Annotated in this window: 17 protein-coding genes and 1 tRNA gene; 14 read left to right on the top strand and 4 right to left on the bottom strand. The window is 72.5% G+C overall.

Features of this window, described 5'->3' with window-relative positions:
• Nucleotides 1-47: 47 nt before the first annotated feature.
• Nucleotides 48-713, bottom strand: a complete 666-nt coding sequence (locus UWG_RS0127195; RefSeq protein ID WP_016910353.1) for a hypothetical protein — start codon at nt 711-713, stop codon at nt 48-50.
• Nucleotides 714-1,403: 690 nt separating this feature from the next.
• Between UWG_RS0127195 and UWG_RS0127190 the strand changes: the two genes are divergently transcribed.
• From UWG_RS0127190 to UWG_RS0127140, 11 genes are all read left to right on the top strand, one after another.
• Entirely contained in the window at nt 1,404-1,886 is a 483-nt protein-coding gene (locus tag UWG_RS0127190) for a CarD family transcriptional regulator (RefSeq protein ID WP_016910352.1), read from the top strand.
• A gap of 559 nt (nt 1,887-2,445) precedes the next feature.
• On the top strand, nt 2,446-3,198 hold the full coding sequence (ispD, locus tag UWG_RS0127185) for a 2-C-methyl-D-erythritol 4-phosphate cytidylyltransferase (protein ID WP_016910351.1): 753 nt from the start codon (nt 2,446-2,448) through the stop codon (nt 3,196-3,198).
• The gene (ispF, locus tag UWG_RS0127180) at nt 3,185-3,715 is read left to right on the top strand and encodes a 2-C-methyl-D-erythritol 2,4-cyclodiphosphate synthase (protein WP_016910350.1); all 531 of its coding nucleotides are present in this window, start codon (nt 3,185-3,187) and stop codon (nt 3,713-3,715) included. Before ispD ends, ispF begins: the two co-directional genes overlap by 14 nt.
• Before the next feature lie 137 nt (nt 3,716-3,852).
• Nucleotides 3,853-4,374, top strand: a complete 522-nt coding sequence (locus UWG_RS0127175; protein ID WP_420235648.1) for a GNAT family N-acetyltransferase — start codon at nt 3,853-3,855, stop codon at nt 4,372-4,374.
• A 27-nt stretch (nt 4,375-4,401) separates the two neighbouring features.
• Entirely contained in the window at nt 4,402-5,937 is a 1,536-nt protein-coding gene (locus tag UWG_RS0127170; RefSeq protein ID WP_029391815.1) for an ABC transporter substrate-binding protein, read from the top strand.
• 2 nt (nt 5,938-5,939) lie between these two features.
• Nucleotides 5,940-7,709: an ABC transporter permease subunit gene (locus UWG_RS0127165; protein WP_050988662.1), complete on the top strand. Its 1,770-nt coding sequence runs from the start codon at nt 5,940-5,942 to the stop codon at nt 7,707-7,709.
• Nucleotides 7,706-9,010: an MFS transporter gene (locus UWG_RS0127160; protein ID WP_016910346.1), complete on the top strand. Its 1,305-nt coding sequence runs from the start codon at nt 7,706-7,708 to the stop codon at nt 9,008-9,010. Before UWG_RS0127165 ends, UWG_RS0127160 begins: the two co-directional genes overlap by 4 nt.
• A 100-nt stretch (nt 9,011-9,110) precedes the next feature.
• Nucleotides 9,111-9,515: a PPOX class F420-dependent oxidoreductase gene (locus UWG_RS0127155; protein WP_016910345.1), complete on the top strand. Its 405-nt coding sequence runs from the start codon at nt 9,111-9,113 to the stop codon at nt 9,513-9,515.
• 95 nt (nt 9,516-9,610) lie between these two features.
• Nucleotides 9,611-11,008 carry a cysteine--tRNA ligase gene (cysS, locus tag UWG_RS0127150; protein WP_016910344.1) on the top strand — a complete coding sequence of 466 codons (1,398 nt, stop codon included), beginning with the start codon at nt 9,611-9,613 and terminating at the stop codon, nt 11,006-11,008.
• 61 nt (nt 11,009-11,069) lie between these two features.
• Nucleotides 11,070-12,020, top strand: a complete 951-nt coding sequence (gene rlmB / locus UWG_RS0127145; RefSeq protein ID WP_016910343.1) for a 23S rRNA (guanosine(2251)-2'-O)-methyltransferase RlmB — start codon at nt 11,070-11,072, stop codon at nt 12,018-12,020.
• Nucleotides 12,021-12,271: 251 nt separating this feature from the next.
• A complete protein-coding gene (locus UWG_RS0127140) occupies nt 12,272-13,894 on the top strand; it encodes a DoxX family membrane protein (RefSeq protein ID WP_033196407.1) in 1,623 nt (540 codons plus the stop codon).
• A 91-nt stretch (nt 13,895-13,985) separates the two neighbouring features.
• Here UWG_RS0127140 and UWG_RS0127135 read toward each other — a convergent pair whose 3' ends face one another.
• The 3 genes from UWG_RS0127135 to UWG_RS0127125 form a co-directional block, all read right to left on the bottom strand.
• Complete coding sequence (locus tag UWG_RS0127135) at nt 13,986-14,699, bottom strand: nucleotidyltransferase family protein (protein WP_029391813.1); 714 nt, start codon at nt 14,697-14,699, stop codon at nt 13,986-13,988.
• A gap of 73 nt (nt 14,700-14,772) precedes the next feature.
• Nucleotides 14,773-15,201 (bottom strand): hypothetical protein, encoded by a 429-nt coding sequence (locus UWG_RS0127130; protein WP_016910340.1) that lies wholly within the window; start codon nt 15,199-15,201, stop codon nt 14,773-14,775.
• 228 nt (nt 15,202-15,429) lie between these two features.
• A complete protein-coding gene (locus UWG_RS0127125) occupies nt 15,430-16,542 on the bottom strand; it encodes an ABC transporter ATP-binding protein (protein ID WP_016910339.1) in 1,113 nt (370 codons plus the stop codon).
• A gap of 238 nt (nt 16,543-16,780) precedes the next feature.
• Here UWG_RS0127125 and UWG_RS0127120 point away from each other — a divergent pair.
• The 3 genes from UWG_RS0127120 to UWG_RS0127110 all read left to right on the top strand — a co-directional run bounded on the left by UWG_RS0127120 (nt 16,781) and on the right by UWG_RS0127110 (nt 17,529).
• Nucleotides 16,781-16,854: transfer RNA gene (locus UWG_RS0127120), tRNA-Thr, on the top strand.
• A gap of 166 nt (nt 16,855-17,020) precedes the next feature.
• Entirely contained in the window at nt 17,021-17,239 is a 219-nt protein-coding gene (locus UWG_RS34170) for an ATP-binding protein (RefSeq protein ID WP_337459961.1), read from the top strand.
• The gene (locus UWG_RS0127110; RefSeq protein ID WP_016910337.1) at nt 17,239-17,529 is read left to right on the top strand and encodes a hypothetical protein; all 291 of its coding nucleotides are present in this window, start codon (nt 17,239-17,241) and stop codon (nt 17,527-17,529) included. The genes UWG_RS34170 and UWG_RS0127110 overlap by 1 nt, the downstream gene beginning before the upstream one ends.
• Nucleotides 17,530-17,712 lie beyond the last annotated feature (183 nt).

Genomic DNA, 17,712 nt, shown 5'->3' with positions numbered 1-17,712 from the left:
CCGCACCGAAACAGGTGCGGGCCCGACGCACAGCGAGCGGTGGCGGCTCAACCGCCGTGCTGCGCACCCTCGTTCTGCTCCTGACCGGCATCCGAACCGGTGCCTTCCTCCCCGGAGGCGGCTCCGTCGTCCTGCCGCCCCGCTTCTCCTGCGCCGTTGCCCTGTGTGCCGGGCGACGGCGAGCCGCTCGGCTGCTGCGACGGCGAGATGCTCGGACCGGACGTCGCGTACTGGTGCTTCGCCGGCACGACGCTGGCGTCCACCTTCACCGCCCCGGTGGAGCTGAGCTCGAAGGACAGCGTCTGGTTGTCGCCGTCACGGATACCGGCGCCCGGAGCGTCCTCGATGAGCGCCGAGGCGTTGTCCTCGCCACCGATGGCGAGCGACCCGCCCGACGGCACGACGAGCTTGCCGCCCTTCCCAGGCTCCAGCCGGATGGTGCTGCCCGAGCCCGGCATCGAGATGCCTTCGAGAGTCTGGTCGCTCTTGCTGCCGTTGAAGATGCGGGCGTTGACGACGGCCTGGTCCGACCCCTCGCTGTCGGTCACGACATGCACGTTCTGAATCCTGACGGGGCCCTCGGTCGCGGCCGGGTTGTCCGGCTTGACCTGAAGCGTCTGCGCGTCGTTCCCCGCGCCGCAGGCGGTCAGTACGGAGACGGAGAGCGCGAGGGCGCTTGCGGCGAGGGTGCCGCGTCGAAGGCTGCTGCTCACGGCGGCGGCAACTCCTTGGCGAGCTCGGGCGGTCGAGCGGCCCCCTCGTGGGTGACGCGTCGTCCGCGGACGGTTGAGACTCCGCTCCCACCCCGTGTGCCGGCAACGCAGCGCCCCGGGGCCGGGCGAGAGCGTGCTGCTGCCCGAAGATTACCGACCCGTGCGGAGGGCTCCGCAGCCGACCCTCCGGCCGCGGGCGGTGCGGGGCGCGAGGGGCGCTGCCGGGTCTCTTTCCTGCTCGGAGGCGGGAGTCCGCCCACGAGCAGGTCTGTGTCGCGGTGAACTGCCGGGAGTGCGGGCCGCGGGCAGACATCCGTATGGGCGATTCTCCGTAAAGAAAGCCCGCACGAATAATTGATCACCTTGCTCTCGCGAGTGTCTTGCAGAGTCCCGGACAGTCTCTGATCAATTCCTGGAAAAGCGTCGACACGGACCGGAAGGGCGCCAACCAGCAGGCGGGCAAAACGGACAGAAAGTTACGGCTTCGCGGTCTTCGCCACACGTGACGCCCAGGTTTCGTTCCGCTTCCGCGACCCTTCCGACCTGCGAATACCTTGCCAGGGCCGACTCCCGCAGCACGCCAGTGGCCCCGTTGTCAAGCCCCGAGATATGCCCTGACCTGCGAAAACGCCATTCAGAACGCACCGTCGTCGTGTTACTCTAGATAGCCACGGAAGGGGTACCTGACACATGACGTTCAAGGTTGGCGACACCGTGGTCTATCCCCATCACGGGGCCGCGCTGATCGAGGCCATCGAAACTCGCCAGATCAAAGGCGTGGACAAGACCTACTTGGTTCTGAAGGTAGCGCAGGGCGACCTGACGGTGCGTGTGCCCGCGGACAATGCCGAGTTCGTCGGCGTGCGGGACGTGGTCGGCACCGACGGCCTGGACAAGGTCTTCGAGGTGCTGAGAGCTCCGTACGCAGAAGAGCCCACCAACTGGTCGAGGCGGTACAAGGCGAACCTCGAGAAGCTCGCCTCCGGCGATGTGATCAAGGTTGCCGAGGTCGTCCGCGACCTGTGGCGCCGTGAGCGCGAGCGCGGGCTCTCCGCAGGTGAGAAGCGCATGCTCGCGAAGGCCCGACAGATCCTCGTCAGCGAGCTCGCGCTGGCGGAGAACACCAACGAGGACAAGGCCGAAGCGCTCCTCGACGAGGTGCTCGCTTCCTGACCCGTCGCCCCGCTCCGTCGACGTGTGGTGACGGCGACCCGCGGAGATCGTGCGCGGGTCGGCCCGCGAGGTATCGCCCCGGGGTATCCGGTGTACCGATCGGAACGCCCCGGGGTCTCGTGTTCCCGTTGCTTCGCCGTCCCGCGCTTCAAGAGCGTTGGTGCGCAAGGTGGTTGGGCCGGCCTGAGTGGCGGGAGTTCTCGCCGTCTCCGGTGGCAGCCGACGCCACGGTGCTCGTCCGTGCGCGGGCCGGGAGGTCGCGTCTCCGCCTGCTCAACCCGTCGGATTACGCTTACTCTCGACTACGCGCCGCAACCGTCCCCTCGCGCTGGGGAGTTGGCTGCGCACCGAGGGAAGTGCTCTGTGGCGAGGACGCCCCGGACGGGCTGCTGAGAAGAGCACCCGCCCCTTCGATCGATCGACTCGATCGGTGAAAGCGTGCCGGGCCCGGGCACTGTCTCGACCGGCGATCACGGAAGGGGGCCGATCGGGGCTTCGCGCCCGGCACGCTGAGGCCATACCCATCCCCGCTGAGTAAACAAACCTGAAGGCTCAACCGATGTCCACGGAACCTGCCCAGACCGTTCCCGAGGGGCGCCGCACCGCCGCCGTGATCCCGGCTGCCGGGCGGGGTGTCCGACTCGGTCCCGGCGCGCCCAAGGCGCTGCGCCCGCTGAGCGGAACGCCCATGCTCGTCCACGCCGTTCGGGCCGTCGCGCGGGCGAGAGCCGTCTCGCTCGTCCTCGTCGTCGCGCCGCCCGACGGTACGACCGAGGTCCGTCATCTTCTCGATGCGCACAGCCTCTCCGACGTCTTCGTGGTCGCGGGCGGTGAGACCCGGCAGGACTCGGTCCGTCTCGGGCTCGACGCGCTCCCCGACGACATCGACACCGTCCTGGTGCACGACGCGGCCCGGCCCCTGGTGCCGGCCGAGACGGTGGACGCGGTCGCCGAGGCGGTCCGTGACGGCGCTGCCGCCGTCGTGCCGGCGCTGCGGCTCACCGACACCGTCAAGGAGGTCGAGCCCCGTACGGACGGCGGGCCCGAACCTGTCACGGGGACGCCCGAGCGGGCGCGGCTGCGTGCTGTGCAGACGCCGCAGGGCTTCGCCCGCGAGGTGCTCGTCGACGCCCACGACCGGGTGGCCCGCGAGGGCGAGGGCGCGACGGACGACGCGGGCATGGTGGAGCGCACCGGCGTCGAGGTGGTCGTCGTGCCGGGGCACGAGGAGGCGTTCAAGGTGACGAGGCCGCTCGACCTCGTCCTCGCCGACGCGGTACTGGCACGGAGGATGGCACGTGACTCCTACTGACCCCACGGGACCGACGCACTCGGCGGCGGGGCCTGCGCTACCGCTCACCGGGATCGGCACGGACGTCCACGCCTTCGAGGAGGGCCGGCCGCTGTGGTGCGCCGGGCTGCTGTGGGAGGGCGAGAGCCACGGGCTCGCGGGGCACTCAGACGGCGACGTCGCCGCGCACGCCGCCTGCGACGCGCTCTTCTCCGCCGCCGGGATCGGCGATCTCGGTGCGCACTTCGGCACCTCGCGCCCGGAGTGGGCGGGCGCCGCGGGAGTGGAGCTACTCGCGGAGGCCGCGCGGCTCGTGCGGGCGCGGGGATACGAGATCGGCAACATCGCCGTGCAGGTCGTCGGGGTGCGCCCGAAGGTGGGCAAGCGGCGCGCGGAGGCGCAGCGGGTGCTCTCGGAGGCGGCCGGTGCGCCGGTCTCCGTTTCGGGGACGACGAGCGACGGGCTGGGGCTGACGGGGCGGGGCGAGGGCCTCGCCGCGCTCGCGACCGCGCTCGTGGTGCCCGTCGTCCCGGGGTAGTGCGACCCGGGCGTGTGTGACAGGGCACCTCTTCGGCACGCGGTTGTCTGCTGCACATCGGTTGCAGTTAGCCTTTGGGGGTGTCCTTCGTACTGCGCACTGCCGCCCCCGCCGATGTCGACGCCGCCCGCAGCGTCATGCTCGACACCGTCTACCGCGACCTGCAGTCGGGGTACGTGCCGCGCTGGCACCGGGACATCATCGACCTTGAGGGCGTCTACCTCGCGCCCGAGCGGCGGACGCTGCTCGTTGCCGAGTCGGCCTCGGGCGCGATCGTCGCCACGGGAGCGGTGCGGGACCAGGGTCCGCAGGCCCCGCCGAACCCCGAGTGGGTGGCGCGCAGGTTCCCGTCGGGGAGCACGGCGCAGCTCTGCCGGATCTATGTGCGCCCGGAGTACCGGCGGCAGGGCATCGCGCGTGCGATGGTCCGCGCGCTCAGCGATTTCGTCGCCGAGGCGGGCGGGTACGAGGCGATCTACCTCCACACCGATCCGGCGGTGACGGGTGCGGAGCCCTTCTGGCGGTCGCTCGCCGAAGAGGTCTGCGACGAGCGGGAGTTGCCGGGAGGCGGTCAGGGGATCGTCCATTTCGCGCTGCCCGTACCGGAGTTGGTGCAGGTCGGAGCCGCGGGGGACGACCGGCCGGTGGCTGCTGGTTGAGAATTTTTTTCAGTTAGGTTCTCCGTCATGTCCTCGATACCTCCCGGTCCGAGACCGCGCGTGCCGCGCCGTCTTCGCTCCGCCGCTCTCGCGGCGGCCGCCGCTCTCCTCGCCCCCGCGGCACTCGCCGCGTGCGGTGGCTCGCAGGACGACGCCGATCGGCTCCGAGTGACCATGGCGTTCCCGCCCACGCAGGCGATGAGCCCTTACGGGGACGACGCGGTGCTCCTCAGCAGGCTCTCCGTGACCGAGGGCCTCACCCGCCTCGACGAGGACGGCGCCGCCAAGCCGGCCCTCGCCACTTCATGGCGCTCCTCCGACTCGGCCGAGACGTGGATGTTCACCCTGCGGAAGGCGAGCTTCCAGGACGGCGGCGAGCTCCGCGCCGAGGACGTCGTACGCACCCTCGAGCACGCACAGCAGGCGAAGCCCCAGCCGCGTGTGCTCAGCGACGCGGGGGAGTGGCAGGCGAGCGCGGCGGGCGAGCGGACGGTGCGGATCACCAGCGACCGCCCCGACGCGCTGCTTCCGCAGCGGCTCGCCAACCCGTCGCTCGCGGTGTTCTCGGAAGCCGCGTACGGCAGGAAGGGGAAGGTCGACCCCGTCGGCCATGCCACGGGGCCGTTCACCCTCACCGAACTCGAGGGCACCGCCGCCGCGACCCTGGAGCGGAACGACGAGTACTGGGACGGGCGCGCCGAGTCCTCCGGTGTGGACGTGGAGTTTGTCGCCGGGGGTACGGCGAGGGCCAACGCGCTGCGGTCCGGCGAGACGGACATAGCCGAGGCCGTTCCCGTCTCGCAGGTCTCCTCGCTCAGTGAGAAGCAGGCCCGCGAGGTGCCGACGGCCCGTACCAACGGCATCTACCTCAACACCGAGAAGGGCGCCCTCGCCGATCCCGCGATGCGTGCCGCGGTGCGCGAGGCCGTCGACGGCGGCGACCTGGCCAAGGACATCTACGAGGGCCACGCCGACCCGGGCGTCGGGCTGTTGGGCCCCGGCGTGCGCTGGGCGGACAAGCTGCGTGATGCACCGGAGGGGCGTGCGCAGCCCGCGGACGCCGCCGAGGTGCGCAACTCCAAGACGATCACCCTCGCCACCTACACCAACCGAGCGGAGCTGCCCGAGATCGCCTCCGCCGTCCAACAGCAGCTGAAGCGTGCCGGGTTCACGGTCAAGCAGGTGGTGCGCGACTACGCGCAGGTCGAGGCCGACGCGCTCGCCGGCGGCTTCGACGCCTTCATCCTGCCGCGCAACACCCTGCTGGACACGGGCGATCCGGTCTCCTACCTCCAGTCCGACTTCACCTGCAAGGGCTCCTTCAACATCGCGCAGCTCTGCGACGCGAAGGTCGACGCGGCGATCTCCGAAGCCGCCGGCACCGCCGACGAAAAGGAGCGGCACCGCAGCACGATGCGGGCCGAGGCGCGGGTGCTCGGTACCGACGCCTTCGTACCGCTCGTCCACGAGCGGTTCGTCCAGGGTGTCGCCGAGGACGTGCGGGGCGTCGCGCTCGATCCGACGGAGCGCGCCCTCGTCACGGCCGAGACCCGCCGCCGCTGACGGTGGGTGCGCAGCGGAGCGCGGCCGCGCGCTGGGGCGGTCGGGTGCTCGCCGGCGTCGGAGTCCTCGCCGCAGTCGGCCTGTTGCCGTGGCTCTCCAGGACCGACCCGGCGCGCGCGATCATGCACGCGCGGTACGCGGAGCGTGAACCGACCCCCGAGGCCCTCGCCGCGGTCCGCGCCGAGACCGGGCTCGACGACGGGCCGCTGGCCGTCCTCGGACGGTGGCTGGGCGGTCTCCTCCGCGGCGACCTGGGGAACTCCTGGGTCTCGGGGCAGCCGGTCGGGTCCGATGCGTTCGCCGCGCTGGGCGTCTCGTTGACGTTGATGGGGGCTGCACTGCTCGTCGCGGTCGTGCTCGCCGCACTGCTCGCCCTACGGACCCTGCGGCGGGGGGCGCTCGGACGCGTGCCGCGCAGCGCGCGGGCGGGCGCGGTGGGCGCGGTGCTCGCCGCCCTTCCCGAGTTCCTCCTCGCGTCGGTGCTCGCGACCGTCTTCGCCGTGCAGTTGGGGTGGTTCCCCGCTCTGGGGTGGGGCGAGGCGCACGAGGCGGTGCTGCCGGCGCTCGCCATGGGTGTGCCCGCCGGCGCAGTCCTCGGACGTCTCCTCGACGACGCGCTCCCCGCCGCCTTCGCCGAGCCCTGGGCGCGCGCCAACGCGGCTGCCGGCCTGCCGCCCGCGCGGATCGCGCGGCATGCGCTCCGGCGCGTACTGCCGCCGCTGCTCCCGCAGTTCGGGTTCGTCGCCGTCGGGCTGACGGGCGGCGCCGTCGCCGTCGAGACGCTCTTCGCCGTGCCGGGCCTGGGCGGCCTGGCGCGGGAGGCGGCGCTCGCGCAGGACCTTCCCGTGCTCCAGGCGTGCGTGCTCCTGCTGCTGCTCGTCGGGTTCGGGGCGGGCGCCGCGGTCGGCGCGGGCCGGCGCGTGCTCCTCGGACCCGCGCTCGACGCGGCGGCGCTCCCCGGGCTGCGGCGCCCGCGGGTGGCCGTCGGCACCGTGCGGGTCCTCGGTGCCGTGTGCCTGGGGGCGCTGCTGCTCGCGTTGATCGTCGCCGGGCTGCTGCGCGATCCGCTCCACGTGGACACCGCCGCACGGCTCGTGGCGCCCGGGGCAGCGCATCCGCTCGGCACCGACTCGCTCGGCCGCGACGTCCTCGCGCGGCTGGGGCACGGCGCCGCACGCACCTGCCTCACCGCGGTGGGGATAGCCGGCGTGGTGCTCGTCGCCGGAGTGCTGGTGGGGCTCGCGGGGCGGTGGACGGAGGGGCTCCGCGAGGTGGTCAACACGCTGCCGCCGGTGCTCGCCGGGCTCGTGGTCGCCGGTGTCTTCGGGCCCGGTGCGTGGGGCGCGGCGGCCGCCGTCGCGCTGGTGAGCTGGGCGCCGCTCGCGGCGCACACGGCGGCGCTCCACGAGGAGGAGCGCGCCGCCGCGCACCTGGAGAGCGCCGTCGCGCTCGGCGCGAGCCGGAGGCACATCCTGCGCCGTCACGTGCTCCCCGGCGTCCTTCCGCCGGTCGTACGCAACGCGCTCCTGCGCATCCCGGCGCTCGCTCTCGCGCTCGCCTCCCTCGGCTTCCTCGGCCTCGGCGCCGAGCCGCCCGCACCCGAGTGGGGCCGGATGCTCTCCGAGAACCTGCCGTACGCCGAGCGCGCCCCCTGGGCGGTGCTCGCGCCGGCGGGCGGGCTCGTCGCCGTGGGCGTACTCGCCGTGCTCCTGGGCGCGTTGGGCACAGGCGAGCGCGTACGACGGGACGCGCGCCGGGAGGCGTTCGCATGAGCGCGCCGGACGAGGGCGGAACGCGGCGCTCGCACGAGCGGCAGGAGACGGCCGCGGCCGGCGGGCTGCGAAACCGCGGCCGCTCGCTCCGCCAGATGCGCGAGCTGCCGCCGCTGCTGAAGCTCCTCGCCGGGAGCCAACTCGCCTTCAACGTCGGCTTCTACGCCGTCCTCCCCTACCTCGCCGAGCACCTGGGGGACGGCGGACTCGGCATGGCCGGCTGGCTCGTCGGGCTCGTGCTGGGGCTGCGGACCTTCAGCCAGCAGGGGCTCTTCGTCGTCGGGGGCGCGCTCACCGACAGGTTCGGGCCGCGGCCCGTCGTCCTCGCCGGGTGCGTGCTGCGGATCGCCGGGTTCGTGTGGCTGGGGTACGCGGGGTCTACGGCGGGGGTCGTCGGCGCGGTCGTCGTGGTCGGCTTCGCGGCTGCGCTCTTCTCGCCGGCCGTCGAGTCGGAGACGGCGCGCCAGGCCGTGCGCCACGAGGAGGTGACGGGCCGGCCGCGCGCCGGGACGCTCGCCGTCTTCTCCGCCGCGGGGCAGGCCGGCGCCTTCCTCGGCCCGCTGCTCGGCTCGCTGCTGCTCCTGGCCGACTTCCGGACCGCCTGCTGGGCCGGCGTCGCCGTCTTCGTCGCCGTCCTCGCGGGGCACTGGCGGCTGCTGCCGGGCGGCAGGCCCGTACGTCCCCCGCACGGTGGGGAACCGGCGGGCGCGCGGCGGGAGTTGCTGGGCAACGGCAGGTTCCTGCTCCTCTGCCTCGCGTACGGCAGCTACCTGCTCGGGTACAACCAGTTCTATCTGGCGCTGCCGCAGGAGGTCGTGCGGGCCACGGGGAGCCAGTCCGCGCTCGGCTGGCTCTTCGCGCTCTCCTCGTTGTTCGTCGTCACCGCCCAACTCCCCGTCACGAGAGCCGCGGGTGCGCGCCTGGACCAGCGCACCGCGCTGCTCGTCGGGCTCGGCCTCGTGGCCTGCGGGTTCGGGTGCGTGGCCGCCGCGGCGCCCCTCGCGCTGACGGGTGCGCCGGGGCTGCTGCCCGCGGCCGCGTACGTCGTGCTGCTCACGCTCGGGCAGATGCTGGTGGTGCCGGCCGCGCGTTCACTCGTCACCGAGCTGGTGCCCGAGCACCGCCTCGGGTTGGGGATGGGTGTGCTCTCGTCGGTTTCCGGGGTGCTCGTCCTCGCGGGCAGCTCGGCCACGGGTGCGCTGCTCGGCGGACCGCTGCCGTACGGGGCGGCCTGGGCCGTGCTCGCCGTGCTGCCGCTCCTCGGCGCCGTGGCGGGCGCAGCGGTCCGCGTGCGCCGCTGACGGAACCGGAATACGCGTCGGTGCGGCGGCGGTTGGTTCAGGTGCGGGCGCTCCGTACGGTGGTCGCAGCTCGCCCCGACCGCAGCAGGAAGGCGCAACCGTGACCGCTCAGCTCTCCGACGCCCTGAAGAAGACACTCGACGGCAAGGTCTTCGTCGTCGTCGCCACCGTGCAGCCCGACGGCAGTCCGCAGCTCTCGCCGGTGTGGGTCAAGCGGGACGGCGACGACCTGCTCGTCTCCACCACCGCTGACCGCCGCAAGGCCCTCAACCTCCAGCGCGACCCGAGGGTGAGCGTCGTCGTGCAGCCCGCCGAGGACCCCTACCTCTACGCGGAGATCCGCGGGAACGCGACCCTCACCACCGAGGGCGGGCAGCAGCTCATCGACGAGCTCGCGCAGAAGTACGTCGGCAGGCCGTACGCGGAGTTCAACCCCTCCTCGGCCGACGAGGCCGAGCGCTTGGTGGTGCGCATCACGCCGCGCAAGGTCGTCGGCCGAATGTGACGTCACGCGGGCGCCGCCGAGGCTCTGCCGACGGCGGCGCCCGCCCCGTACCCCGACCTCGGCACGCCCCTTCGGCAGGCCGCTACCCTTGACGCGTGACTCTTCGCCTGTACGACACCAGCGCCCGGCAGATCCGTGACTTCGACCCCCTCGTGCCGGGTTGCGTCTCGATCTACCTCTGCGGCGCCACCGTCCAGGCACCGCCGCACATCGGCCACGTCCGCTCCGGCCTCGACTTCGACATCATGCGCCGGTGGTTCGCCCACCGCGGCTACGACGTGACGTTCATCCGGAACGTCACCGACATCGACGACAAGATCATCGTGAAAGCGGCCGCCCAGGGCCGCCCATGGTGGGAGATCGGCTACGCCAACGAGCGCGCGTTCAGCGAGGCCTACGAGGCCCTCGGCTGCCTCCCGCCGACCTACGAGCCGCGTGCGACGGGGCATGTCCCCGAGATGGTCACGATGATGCAGCGACTGATCGACGGGGGCCACGCCTACCCCGCGGACGGCAACGTCTACTTCGACGTCCGCTCCTACCCGCAGTACCTCTCCCTCTCCAACCAGGACCTCGACAACCTCCTCCAGCCCGAGGGCGAGGGCGAGACGGGCAAGCGCGATCCGCGCGACTTCGCGCTCTGGAAGGCGGCGAAGCCCGGCGAGCCGAGCTGGGAGACGCCCTGGGGTCCCGGGCGCCCGGGCTGGCACCTCGAGTGCTCGGCGATGGCGCACAAGTACCTCGGCTCCGCCTTCGACATCCACGGCGGCGGCATCGACCTCGTCTTCCCGCACCACGAGAACGAGCTCGCCCAATCCCACTGCTACGGCGACGAGTTCGCGAGCTACTGGGTGCACAACGCCTGGGTGACGATGAGCGGCGAGAAGATGAGCAAGTCGCTCGGGAACTCCGTCCTCGTCAGCGAGATGGTGAAGCACTGGCGCCCGATCGTCCTCCGATACTACCTCGGCACGGTGCACTACCGCTCCACGATCGAGTACAGCGAGGAGGCGCTCCGCGAGGCCGAGGCGGCCTTCGGACGCATCGAGGGCTTCCTCCAGCGGGCCGCGGACACGGTCGGCAGCTCGGCGCCGGCCGCCGAGGTGCCCGGGCAGTTCGCCGAGGCGATGGACGACGACTTCGCGGTGCCGCAGGCGCTCGCCGTCCTCCACACCACCGTCCGGCAGGGCAACGCGGCCCTCGCCGAGGGCGACGAGGCGACCGCCGCCGCCGCACTCGCGGACGTCCGTGCGATGCTTGGTGTCCTCGGTCTCGACCCGCTCGACGCGCAGTGGGCGTCCGCCGGCGAGGCGGGCCGCGGTGAGGAGCTGCACTCGGTGGTCGACTCCCTCGTCCGGCTCGTGCTGGAGCAGCGCCAGGCCGCCCGTGCCCGCAAGGACTACGCGACGGCCGACGCCCTCCGCGACGATCTCAAGCAGGCCGGGCTGCTGATCGAGGACACCCCCTCGGGACCGCGCTGGGAGCTCGAGTGACCCGGCGGTGCCGGGCGGCTCCCCGCACCGAGCAAGACCCACGACAGGAGACAGTGCCCTGATGGCCGGTAACAGCCAGCGCCCCAACCGGCGTACGTCGAACAAGAAGGGCGCCCAGGTCGGCAGCGGCGGCCAGCGCAGGCGCGGCCTCCAGGGCAAGGGGCCGACCCCGCCCGCCGAGATGCGCAAGGGCCACGCCAAGCAGCGGGCCGCGCAGGCGAAGGCCCGTCGCGAACAGTCCCGCTCGCCGCGCAAGGGCGCGCCGGGCAGTACGGCGGAGCTCGTCGTCGGGCGGAACAGCGTCGTCGAGGCGCTGCGCGAGGGCGTGCCCGCCAACGCGCTCTACGTCCAGCAGTTCATCGACAACGACGACCGGGTGCGCGAGAGCGTGCAGCTCGCCGGCGACCACGCGGAGATCCGCCTCGTCGAGGCTCCGCGCACCGAGATCGACCGGATGACCAACGGTCTCAACCACCAGGGCGTGGTCCTCCAGATCCCGCCGTACGAGTACGCGCACCCGGACGACCTGACGGCCGCGGCCTTCGACGCGGGCGAGGAGCCGCTGATCGTCGCGCTCGACGGCGTCACCGATCCGCGGAACCTCGGCGCGGTCGTCCGCTCGGTCTCCGCCTTCGGCGGGCACGGCGTCGTCGTGCCCCAGCGGCGGGCGGCCGGGATGACGGCCGGCGCCTGGAAGACCTCGGCGGGGACCGCGGCGCGTACGCCCGTCGCCAAGGCGACCAACCTGACGCGGGCGCTGGAGGCGTACAAGAAGGCGGGCCTCACCGTCGTCGGGCTCGCGGCCGACGGCGAGGTCGGGCTCGACGAACTCCGCGCGCTCGACGGGCCCGTGGCGGTCGTGGTGGGCAGCGAGGGCAAGGGGCTCTCGCGGCTCGTCGGCGAGGCGTGCGACATCACGGTGCGGATTCCGATGCCGGGGGGCGCGGAGTCGCTCAACGCCGGTGTGGCGACCGGCGTCGTGCTCTACGAGGCGGCGAGGCGCCGGGCCTGAGTCCTGGACTCTACTGCCGTCCGTGGGCCGGGAGTTGGGGGCCTTGACGGGTCTCGGACACATCGGAGCGGTCAAAGCAGTGTCCTAAGCGTCCATCACTCGGTTAGATGAGTGTGGACACCAGAACTCGCCGCACCCCCACGCCCCCGGGTCCCGCGCAGGGAGGTCCGTCTCCTCGCGCACGCAGTTCGTCAGCAGGCGGGTCGGGGGGTCGGGGCGGCTTTCTCGACGACGAGTCGGTGCTCAGCTCGGTGAGAGTCGCCTCGGACCCGGCGGAAGTGATCGTCAACCACGTCAGCTTCCGGGTGCAGTTGGGCGGCGAGTCCGCTCCCCGCAGCACCTCCTTCGCCGACACGGCGCCGCTTCCGACGGTCTCCCCCGGGGCCGTGGGCGGCGCGGTCGGGGCCGCCTCCGGGCGCCGGCGCGCGCCCGTCGTGTGGAGCGGCAAGACGGCGCCGGGCGAGGGCCTCCCGACCGAGCTGCTCCGCGCCGTACCGTCGGCAGGCGCTGCGCCGGCCGAGGCGCGACCGGCCCTTGCGCCTGTACCCGGCCCGCAGACGCGAGTGCTGCCCCGGGTCAACCGCGGCGGGACGGGCCCCACGCCGACGATCGGCTCCCCTCGGGGCCCCGGTGCGCCCGAAAGCCCCGAGAGCGCCCCCTCCGCCGAGTCCCCGCTGCTCACCGGCGTACGCCCGGCGCGCGGCGCCTTCGACGAGGAAGACCCGTTCGACACGGGCCAGTTGGAGACCGTCACCGACGTCCGCGGCGACGACCAGACCGACGAGCGCCGCGCCCAGCGGCAGGCGTACTATCCCGGCCGCCGGATGAACCTCGGCGTCGTCCTGCTCCCGCTCCGCATCTTCCTCGGCCTCATCTCGCTCTACGCGGGCATGGGCAAGCTCTGCGACCCGGTCTACTTCGACGGCGGCGAACGCGGCTCCATGGTGACCTGGCTGCGCTCCCTCGAGCCCTGGGCGGTCGCCGAACCGCTCCGGGACTTCGCGCTCGCGCACCCCGTCGGCTCCGGGTTGACCGTCGCCTTCCTCCAGGTGATCGTCGGCGTCCTCACCGTCCTGGGGCTGTGGCAGCGCGCAGCGGCCGTCCTCGGTGCACTCCTCTCCGCCGCCCTGCTGCTGACGGTCAGTTGGCGCACCGTCCCCGCCTACGACGCCCCCGATCTGCTCTACCTCGCGGCGTGGAGCCCCCTCGTGATCGCGGGGGCGCCGGTCTACTCGCTCGACGCGCGGCTGAGCGGTGAGGCATGGCGCCGGCTCGGCCCCCGCGTCCCCGTGCGCGACCTGCGGCGCCGGGTGCTGCGGCGAGGAGCGGTGATCGCCACCGTCGTCGTGGGAATCTCGCTGCTCGCCGGCTCGATGCTCGGCGGCGCCGTCCGCTCCAGCCAGGTCGCCACCGTCCCCGACGACGGCGAGACGCCCACCAACCAGCTCCCCGGTTCCCCGCTGCCGCAGCGACCGGGCGCCGGCGAGCGCGGGGACGCTTCGACGCAGGGCCCGGAGGGCGGCACCGTCGGCGCCCCGGGAGGCGCACGGCAGCAGGAGCCGGACGACTCGGCGGCCGAGCAAAAGCGCGAGGAGGACCGGGCGACGGACCCGGAGGCGGCCCCGGAGCAGGGCCAGGAGTCGGAGTCGGCGCCGCAGCGGTCGGCCCCGCCGCAGCAGCAGGCCCCGCCCCAGCCCTCGGCCGGCGGCCAGACGACCGGCCCCGGCACGGCCCCCGACTCCTCCGCCTCGGCCGGCGGCGGGGCGCAGCACAGCGAGCCCGAGCCCGACTCGCCCCAGAGCGGCGGCAGTTCACCGGAGGGCGACGACTCGGATGGCGGTCGCGGGGCACTGGGTGGCCTGCTCGGACGCTGATCGGCCCGCGCCCGCCGCCTCGTACGGCGGGCGCGGACGTCGTTCCCGAGCGCTTTTCGCACGAGGGGAGTTGACGGCGCTGCCGCCATGATCAGTCCTGCCCGAGCTCCCTCGCCGCCTCGGTGAGGTCCTTGGCGGTGTCGATCGCACGCCAGTAGGACCCCTGGGGCAGCGGGAACCCGGCGAGGCGGCGTTCGCGTGCCAGGCGGGGGAAGGTCGTCCGCTCGTGGTCGCCGCGCTCGGGGAGGAGGGGCGTGAAGGCGGCGGAGAAGACGTAGACGCCCGCGTTGATGAGGTAGGGGGACGGGGGTGCCTCGATGAAGTCGAGGACGTGGCCGAACTCGTCGGTCTCGACGGCGCCCCAGGGGATGCGGGGACGTGCGAGGGCGAGTGTGGCGAGGGCGTCGCGCTCCGTGTGGAAGGCGGCCATGCCGCGGAGCGAGAAACGTGTCCAGATGTCGCCGTTCGCGGCGTACCAGGGCTCCTCCGGGCGCGGCAGCGACGCGGCGGCGAACCTCAGGCCGCCGCCCCGGCCCAGCGGCTCGGGTTCCACAACGGTGCTGACGCGCAAGGGGAGTTCGGCGGCCTCGAGCCAGGACTCCAGGACGTCGGCGAGGTGCCCGCAGGAGACGACCGCGTCGGTGACGCCCTCCGAGGCCAGCCACGTCAGCTGGTGGCCGATGATCGGGGTCCCCGTGCCGGGGATCTCGACCATCGGCTTGGGGCGGTCGTCCGTGTAGGGGCGCAGCCGCGAGCCCTGGCCGCCGGCCAGGACCACGGCTTGGGTGGGCTGCTCCGTCGTCATACGGAGAGCTTATGCGCAGCCGCCCCCCGACGGCTGCGCGTCGCGACGCCTGCTCGTCGAACTCCGCTGCGCGTCAGCCGACGTCGGCGACGCCCGTGGCGAACGAGGTGTCGCAGACCGGACGGGAGAAGGACTGCGCACGCTGCTGCCCGTACTTCTGCACGGCGGCGCGTCCGAGTGCCTTGGCGAGGGAGGCGCAGTGCTCGCTCAGCGAGGGCTTGCGGCTGATCTCCTCCTGGAGGCTGGTGAGTGCGGACCCCGGGTCCTTGCGGTGGAGTTCACGGGTGAGGCGGTCCAACAGGGCGCGCTGGGGGGCGCGTTCGGCGCTCCCGGGCTTGGCGTCCGCGTCGGCGTGCTTCGCCGACGCGGTGAGTACCTGGGACTCGGCGGCGTCGTTCGCCCATGGGACGCGGGTGACCGCGAGCGTCCCGGAGAGGACGAGGACGACCGGCAGGACGAGAGCGAGGGTGCGGCCGATGCGGCGGGCTGTCGCGAAGTTCACGCGGAGATGGTAACTACTGGTGGCGGTTTGGCGACAATGCGTCACACCTCCGAGTGACGGATTCGCGGTGCTGTACATACGGAAGTTGACGCATCACCCCGCGGAGCACGACGCAGCGGGGCCGCGCCTCCGTTCCCGGAAGCGCGGCCCCGCGCATCGCAGTCGGCCAACGCGCCGCCGATACCGGGGTGTTCGTTCCGCGGTCGGCGTGCTGCTCGGCTCAGTCGCTCAGTCGCTCAGTCGTTCACCGGTCGAGGTGGCGAAGACGTGCGTCTCGCCGCCCCGCGGGACGACGTTGAGGGTGCTCCCCTTCTCCGGTACGTCCCGGCCGGGGACGCGGACCACGAGGTCCCGCTGCTCCCCGCCGATGTCGCAGGTGCCGTAGACGTAGCCGTCGGCACCGAGTTCCTCGACGACGTTCACCGTCACCTCGATCCCCGCGGCGCTCTCCTTCTCCAGGCCCGAACCGCCGGCCACCTCGAAGTGCTCGGGGCGCACGCCGACCGTCACGGTGGTGTCGCCCTTGTCGCTCGCCGTCTTCAGCGCGTCGCGCTCCACCGGCACCACGCTGTTACCGAACTTCACCCCGCCGTCGGCGATCGGCACCTCCACGAGGTTCATCGCGGGCGAGCCGATGAACCCGGCGACGAAGAGGTTCGCCGGACGGTCGTACATCTGACGCGGGGTGTCGACCTGCTGGAGCAGCCCGTCCTTGAGCACCGCGACGCGGTCGCCCATCGTCAGCGCCTCGACCTGGTCGTGGGTGACGTAGACGGTGGTGATCCCCAACCTCCGCTGGAGACCCGCGATCTGGGTGCGCGTCTGGACGCGGAGCTTCGCGTCGAGGTTGGAGAGCGGCTCGTCCATGAGGAAGACCTGCGGCTCGCGGACGATCGCCCGCCCCATCGCGACGCGCTGCCGCTGACCGCCGGAGAGCGCCTTCGGCTTCCGACCGAGGTACTCGGTGAGGTCGAGGATCTTCGCCGCGTCCTCGACCTTCTGCCGGATCTCCGTCTTGGGCACACCCGCGATCTTCAACGCGAAGCCCATGTTGTCGGCGACGGTCATGTGCGGGTAGAGCGCGTAGTTCTGGAACACCATGGCGATGTCCCGGTCCTTCGGCGGCAGATGGGTAACGTCCCGCTCGCCGATGCGTATGCTGCCCTCGTTGACATCCTCCAGCCCCGCGAGCATCCGCAGGGACGTGGACTTCCCGCACCCGGAGGGCCCGACGAGGACGAGGAACTCGCCGTCCTCGATGTCGATGTCGAGCCTGTCGACGGCGGGGGTCTCGCTGCCCGGGTAGACCCGGGTCGCCTGGTCGTAGGTGACCGTAGCCATGGTGTCTCCTTCACCGGCAGGTACGTGCCGGACGATCCGTCGTAAAGGGGATGAACGGTCCACGGGATGTGTCCGCCCCGTAAACCTGCGATGACGCTATCCCGCTCGTATGTCTTTTGTCAGCACTCCGACCGCCCCAACTCCCCCGCACGCCCCCGCTCCACTCCGGCCGCCGGTGCCCTGCCCCCACGGCGATGGGTACACTTCTCAGGCGCCGGCACGGTGGTCGTGCCGGCTGGCCGCCTTAGCTCAGATGGTTAGAGCATCTGTCTTGTAAACAGAAGGTCGTCGGTTCGACTCCGACAGGCGGCTCTGCGGGTTGGAGGCCCATTCCAAAATTTTGGAATGGGCCTCTTCCATGCCGTACAGCAGCGAAGTACAGCAACCGCGATGATCGCTACGGGTTGCTACGAGTCTTCAGGCGGCTCCTGCGGGCTGGGCCCGAAGCCCTTGGAGAGGCGTTGCAGGTCACGTCTCCCTGCACCGCTCATCCAGCGCCCTGGTCCTGGCGGTCACGGACACGGGTGGAGGCGAGACGAAGCCGCACGTCGAGACGCCGGACGAGGACGACACCAACGGCCGCGGGTTGGGCTTGGTGATCGCGCTGGCGAGTCGCGTGGAGGTGAGCGGCGACGACTACGGCCGGACGGTCACGGTCGAGATGGCGGCAGAGGCCGACGAAGGGAGGCGGCCGTGATGACCACCAGGCAACACACGGCGGGGCCCTACTACTGCGAGTGCTACGTCAACGCCCACCGACTCGGCACCTACGACGCCCACAGCCCCCGCGAGGCTCTGCGCTGGGTCCGCATCAGCCTCATGGTGATCGCGATCACGCTTGACGAAGAGCCCTACAGACGGGCCCGCATCTGGCTCGACCAGGGCCAGCCGACAGCGACCCGCGACCTCGAAGAGGGCAAACCCCACACACTCACCCTCAAGCAGCGCACGACGGCGGCGACTTGGATGATCAACCCCATCGCATGACCACGGGTCCACGAAGCCCGTGCGTAACAACTTTCTTCACGACTTCAAGGCGGCCCGCTCGCGCGGGCCGCGCGCGGCCCGGCGGGCCCGCGCCGCCGCTCCTGTCTCCGCCCCGCTCCGGCACGCCCCCACCGCCCCGCGCGACAGCAGGAAGCGGGGACTTGAGGTCAGAGAAGGGGTACG

Source organism: Streptomyces xiaopingdaonensis (genome assembly GCF_000262345.1).
GTDB classification, from domain to species: Bacteria; Actinomycetota; Actinomycetes; order Streptomycetales; family Streptomycetaceae; genus Streptomyces; species Streptomyces xiaopingdaonensis.
This window is presented reverse-complemented; position numbering and strand designations above follow the sequence as displayed.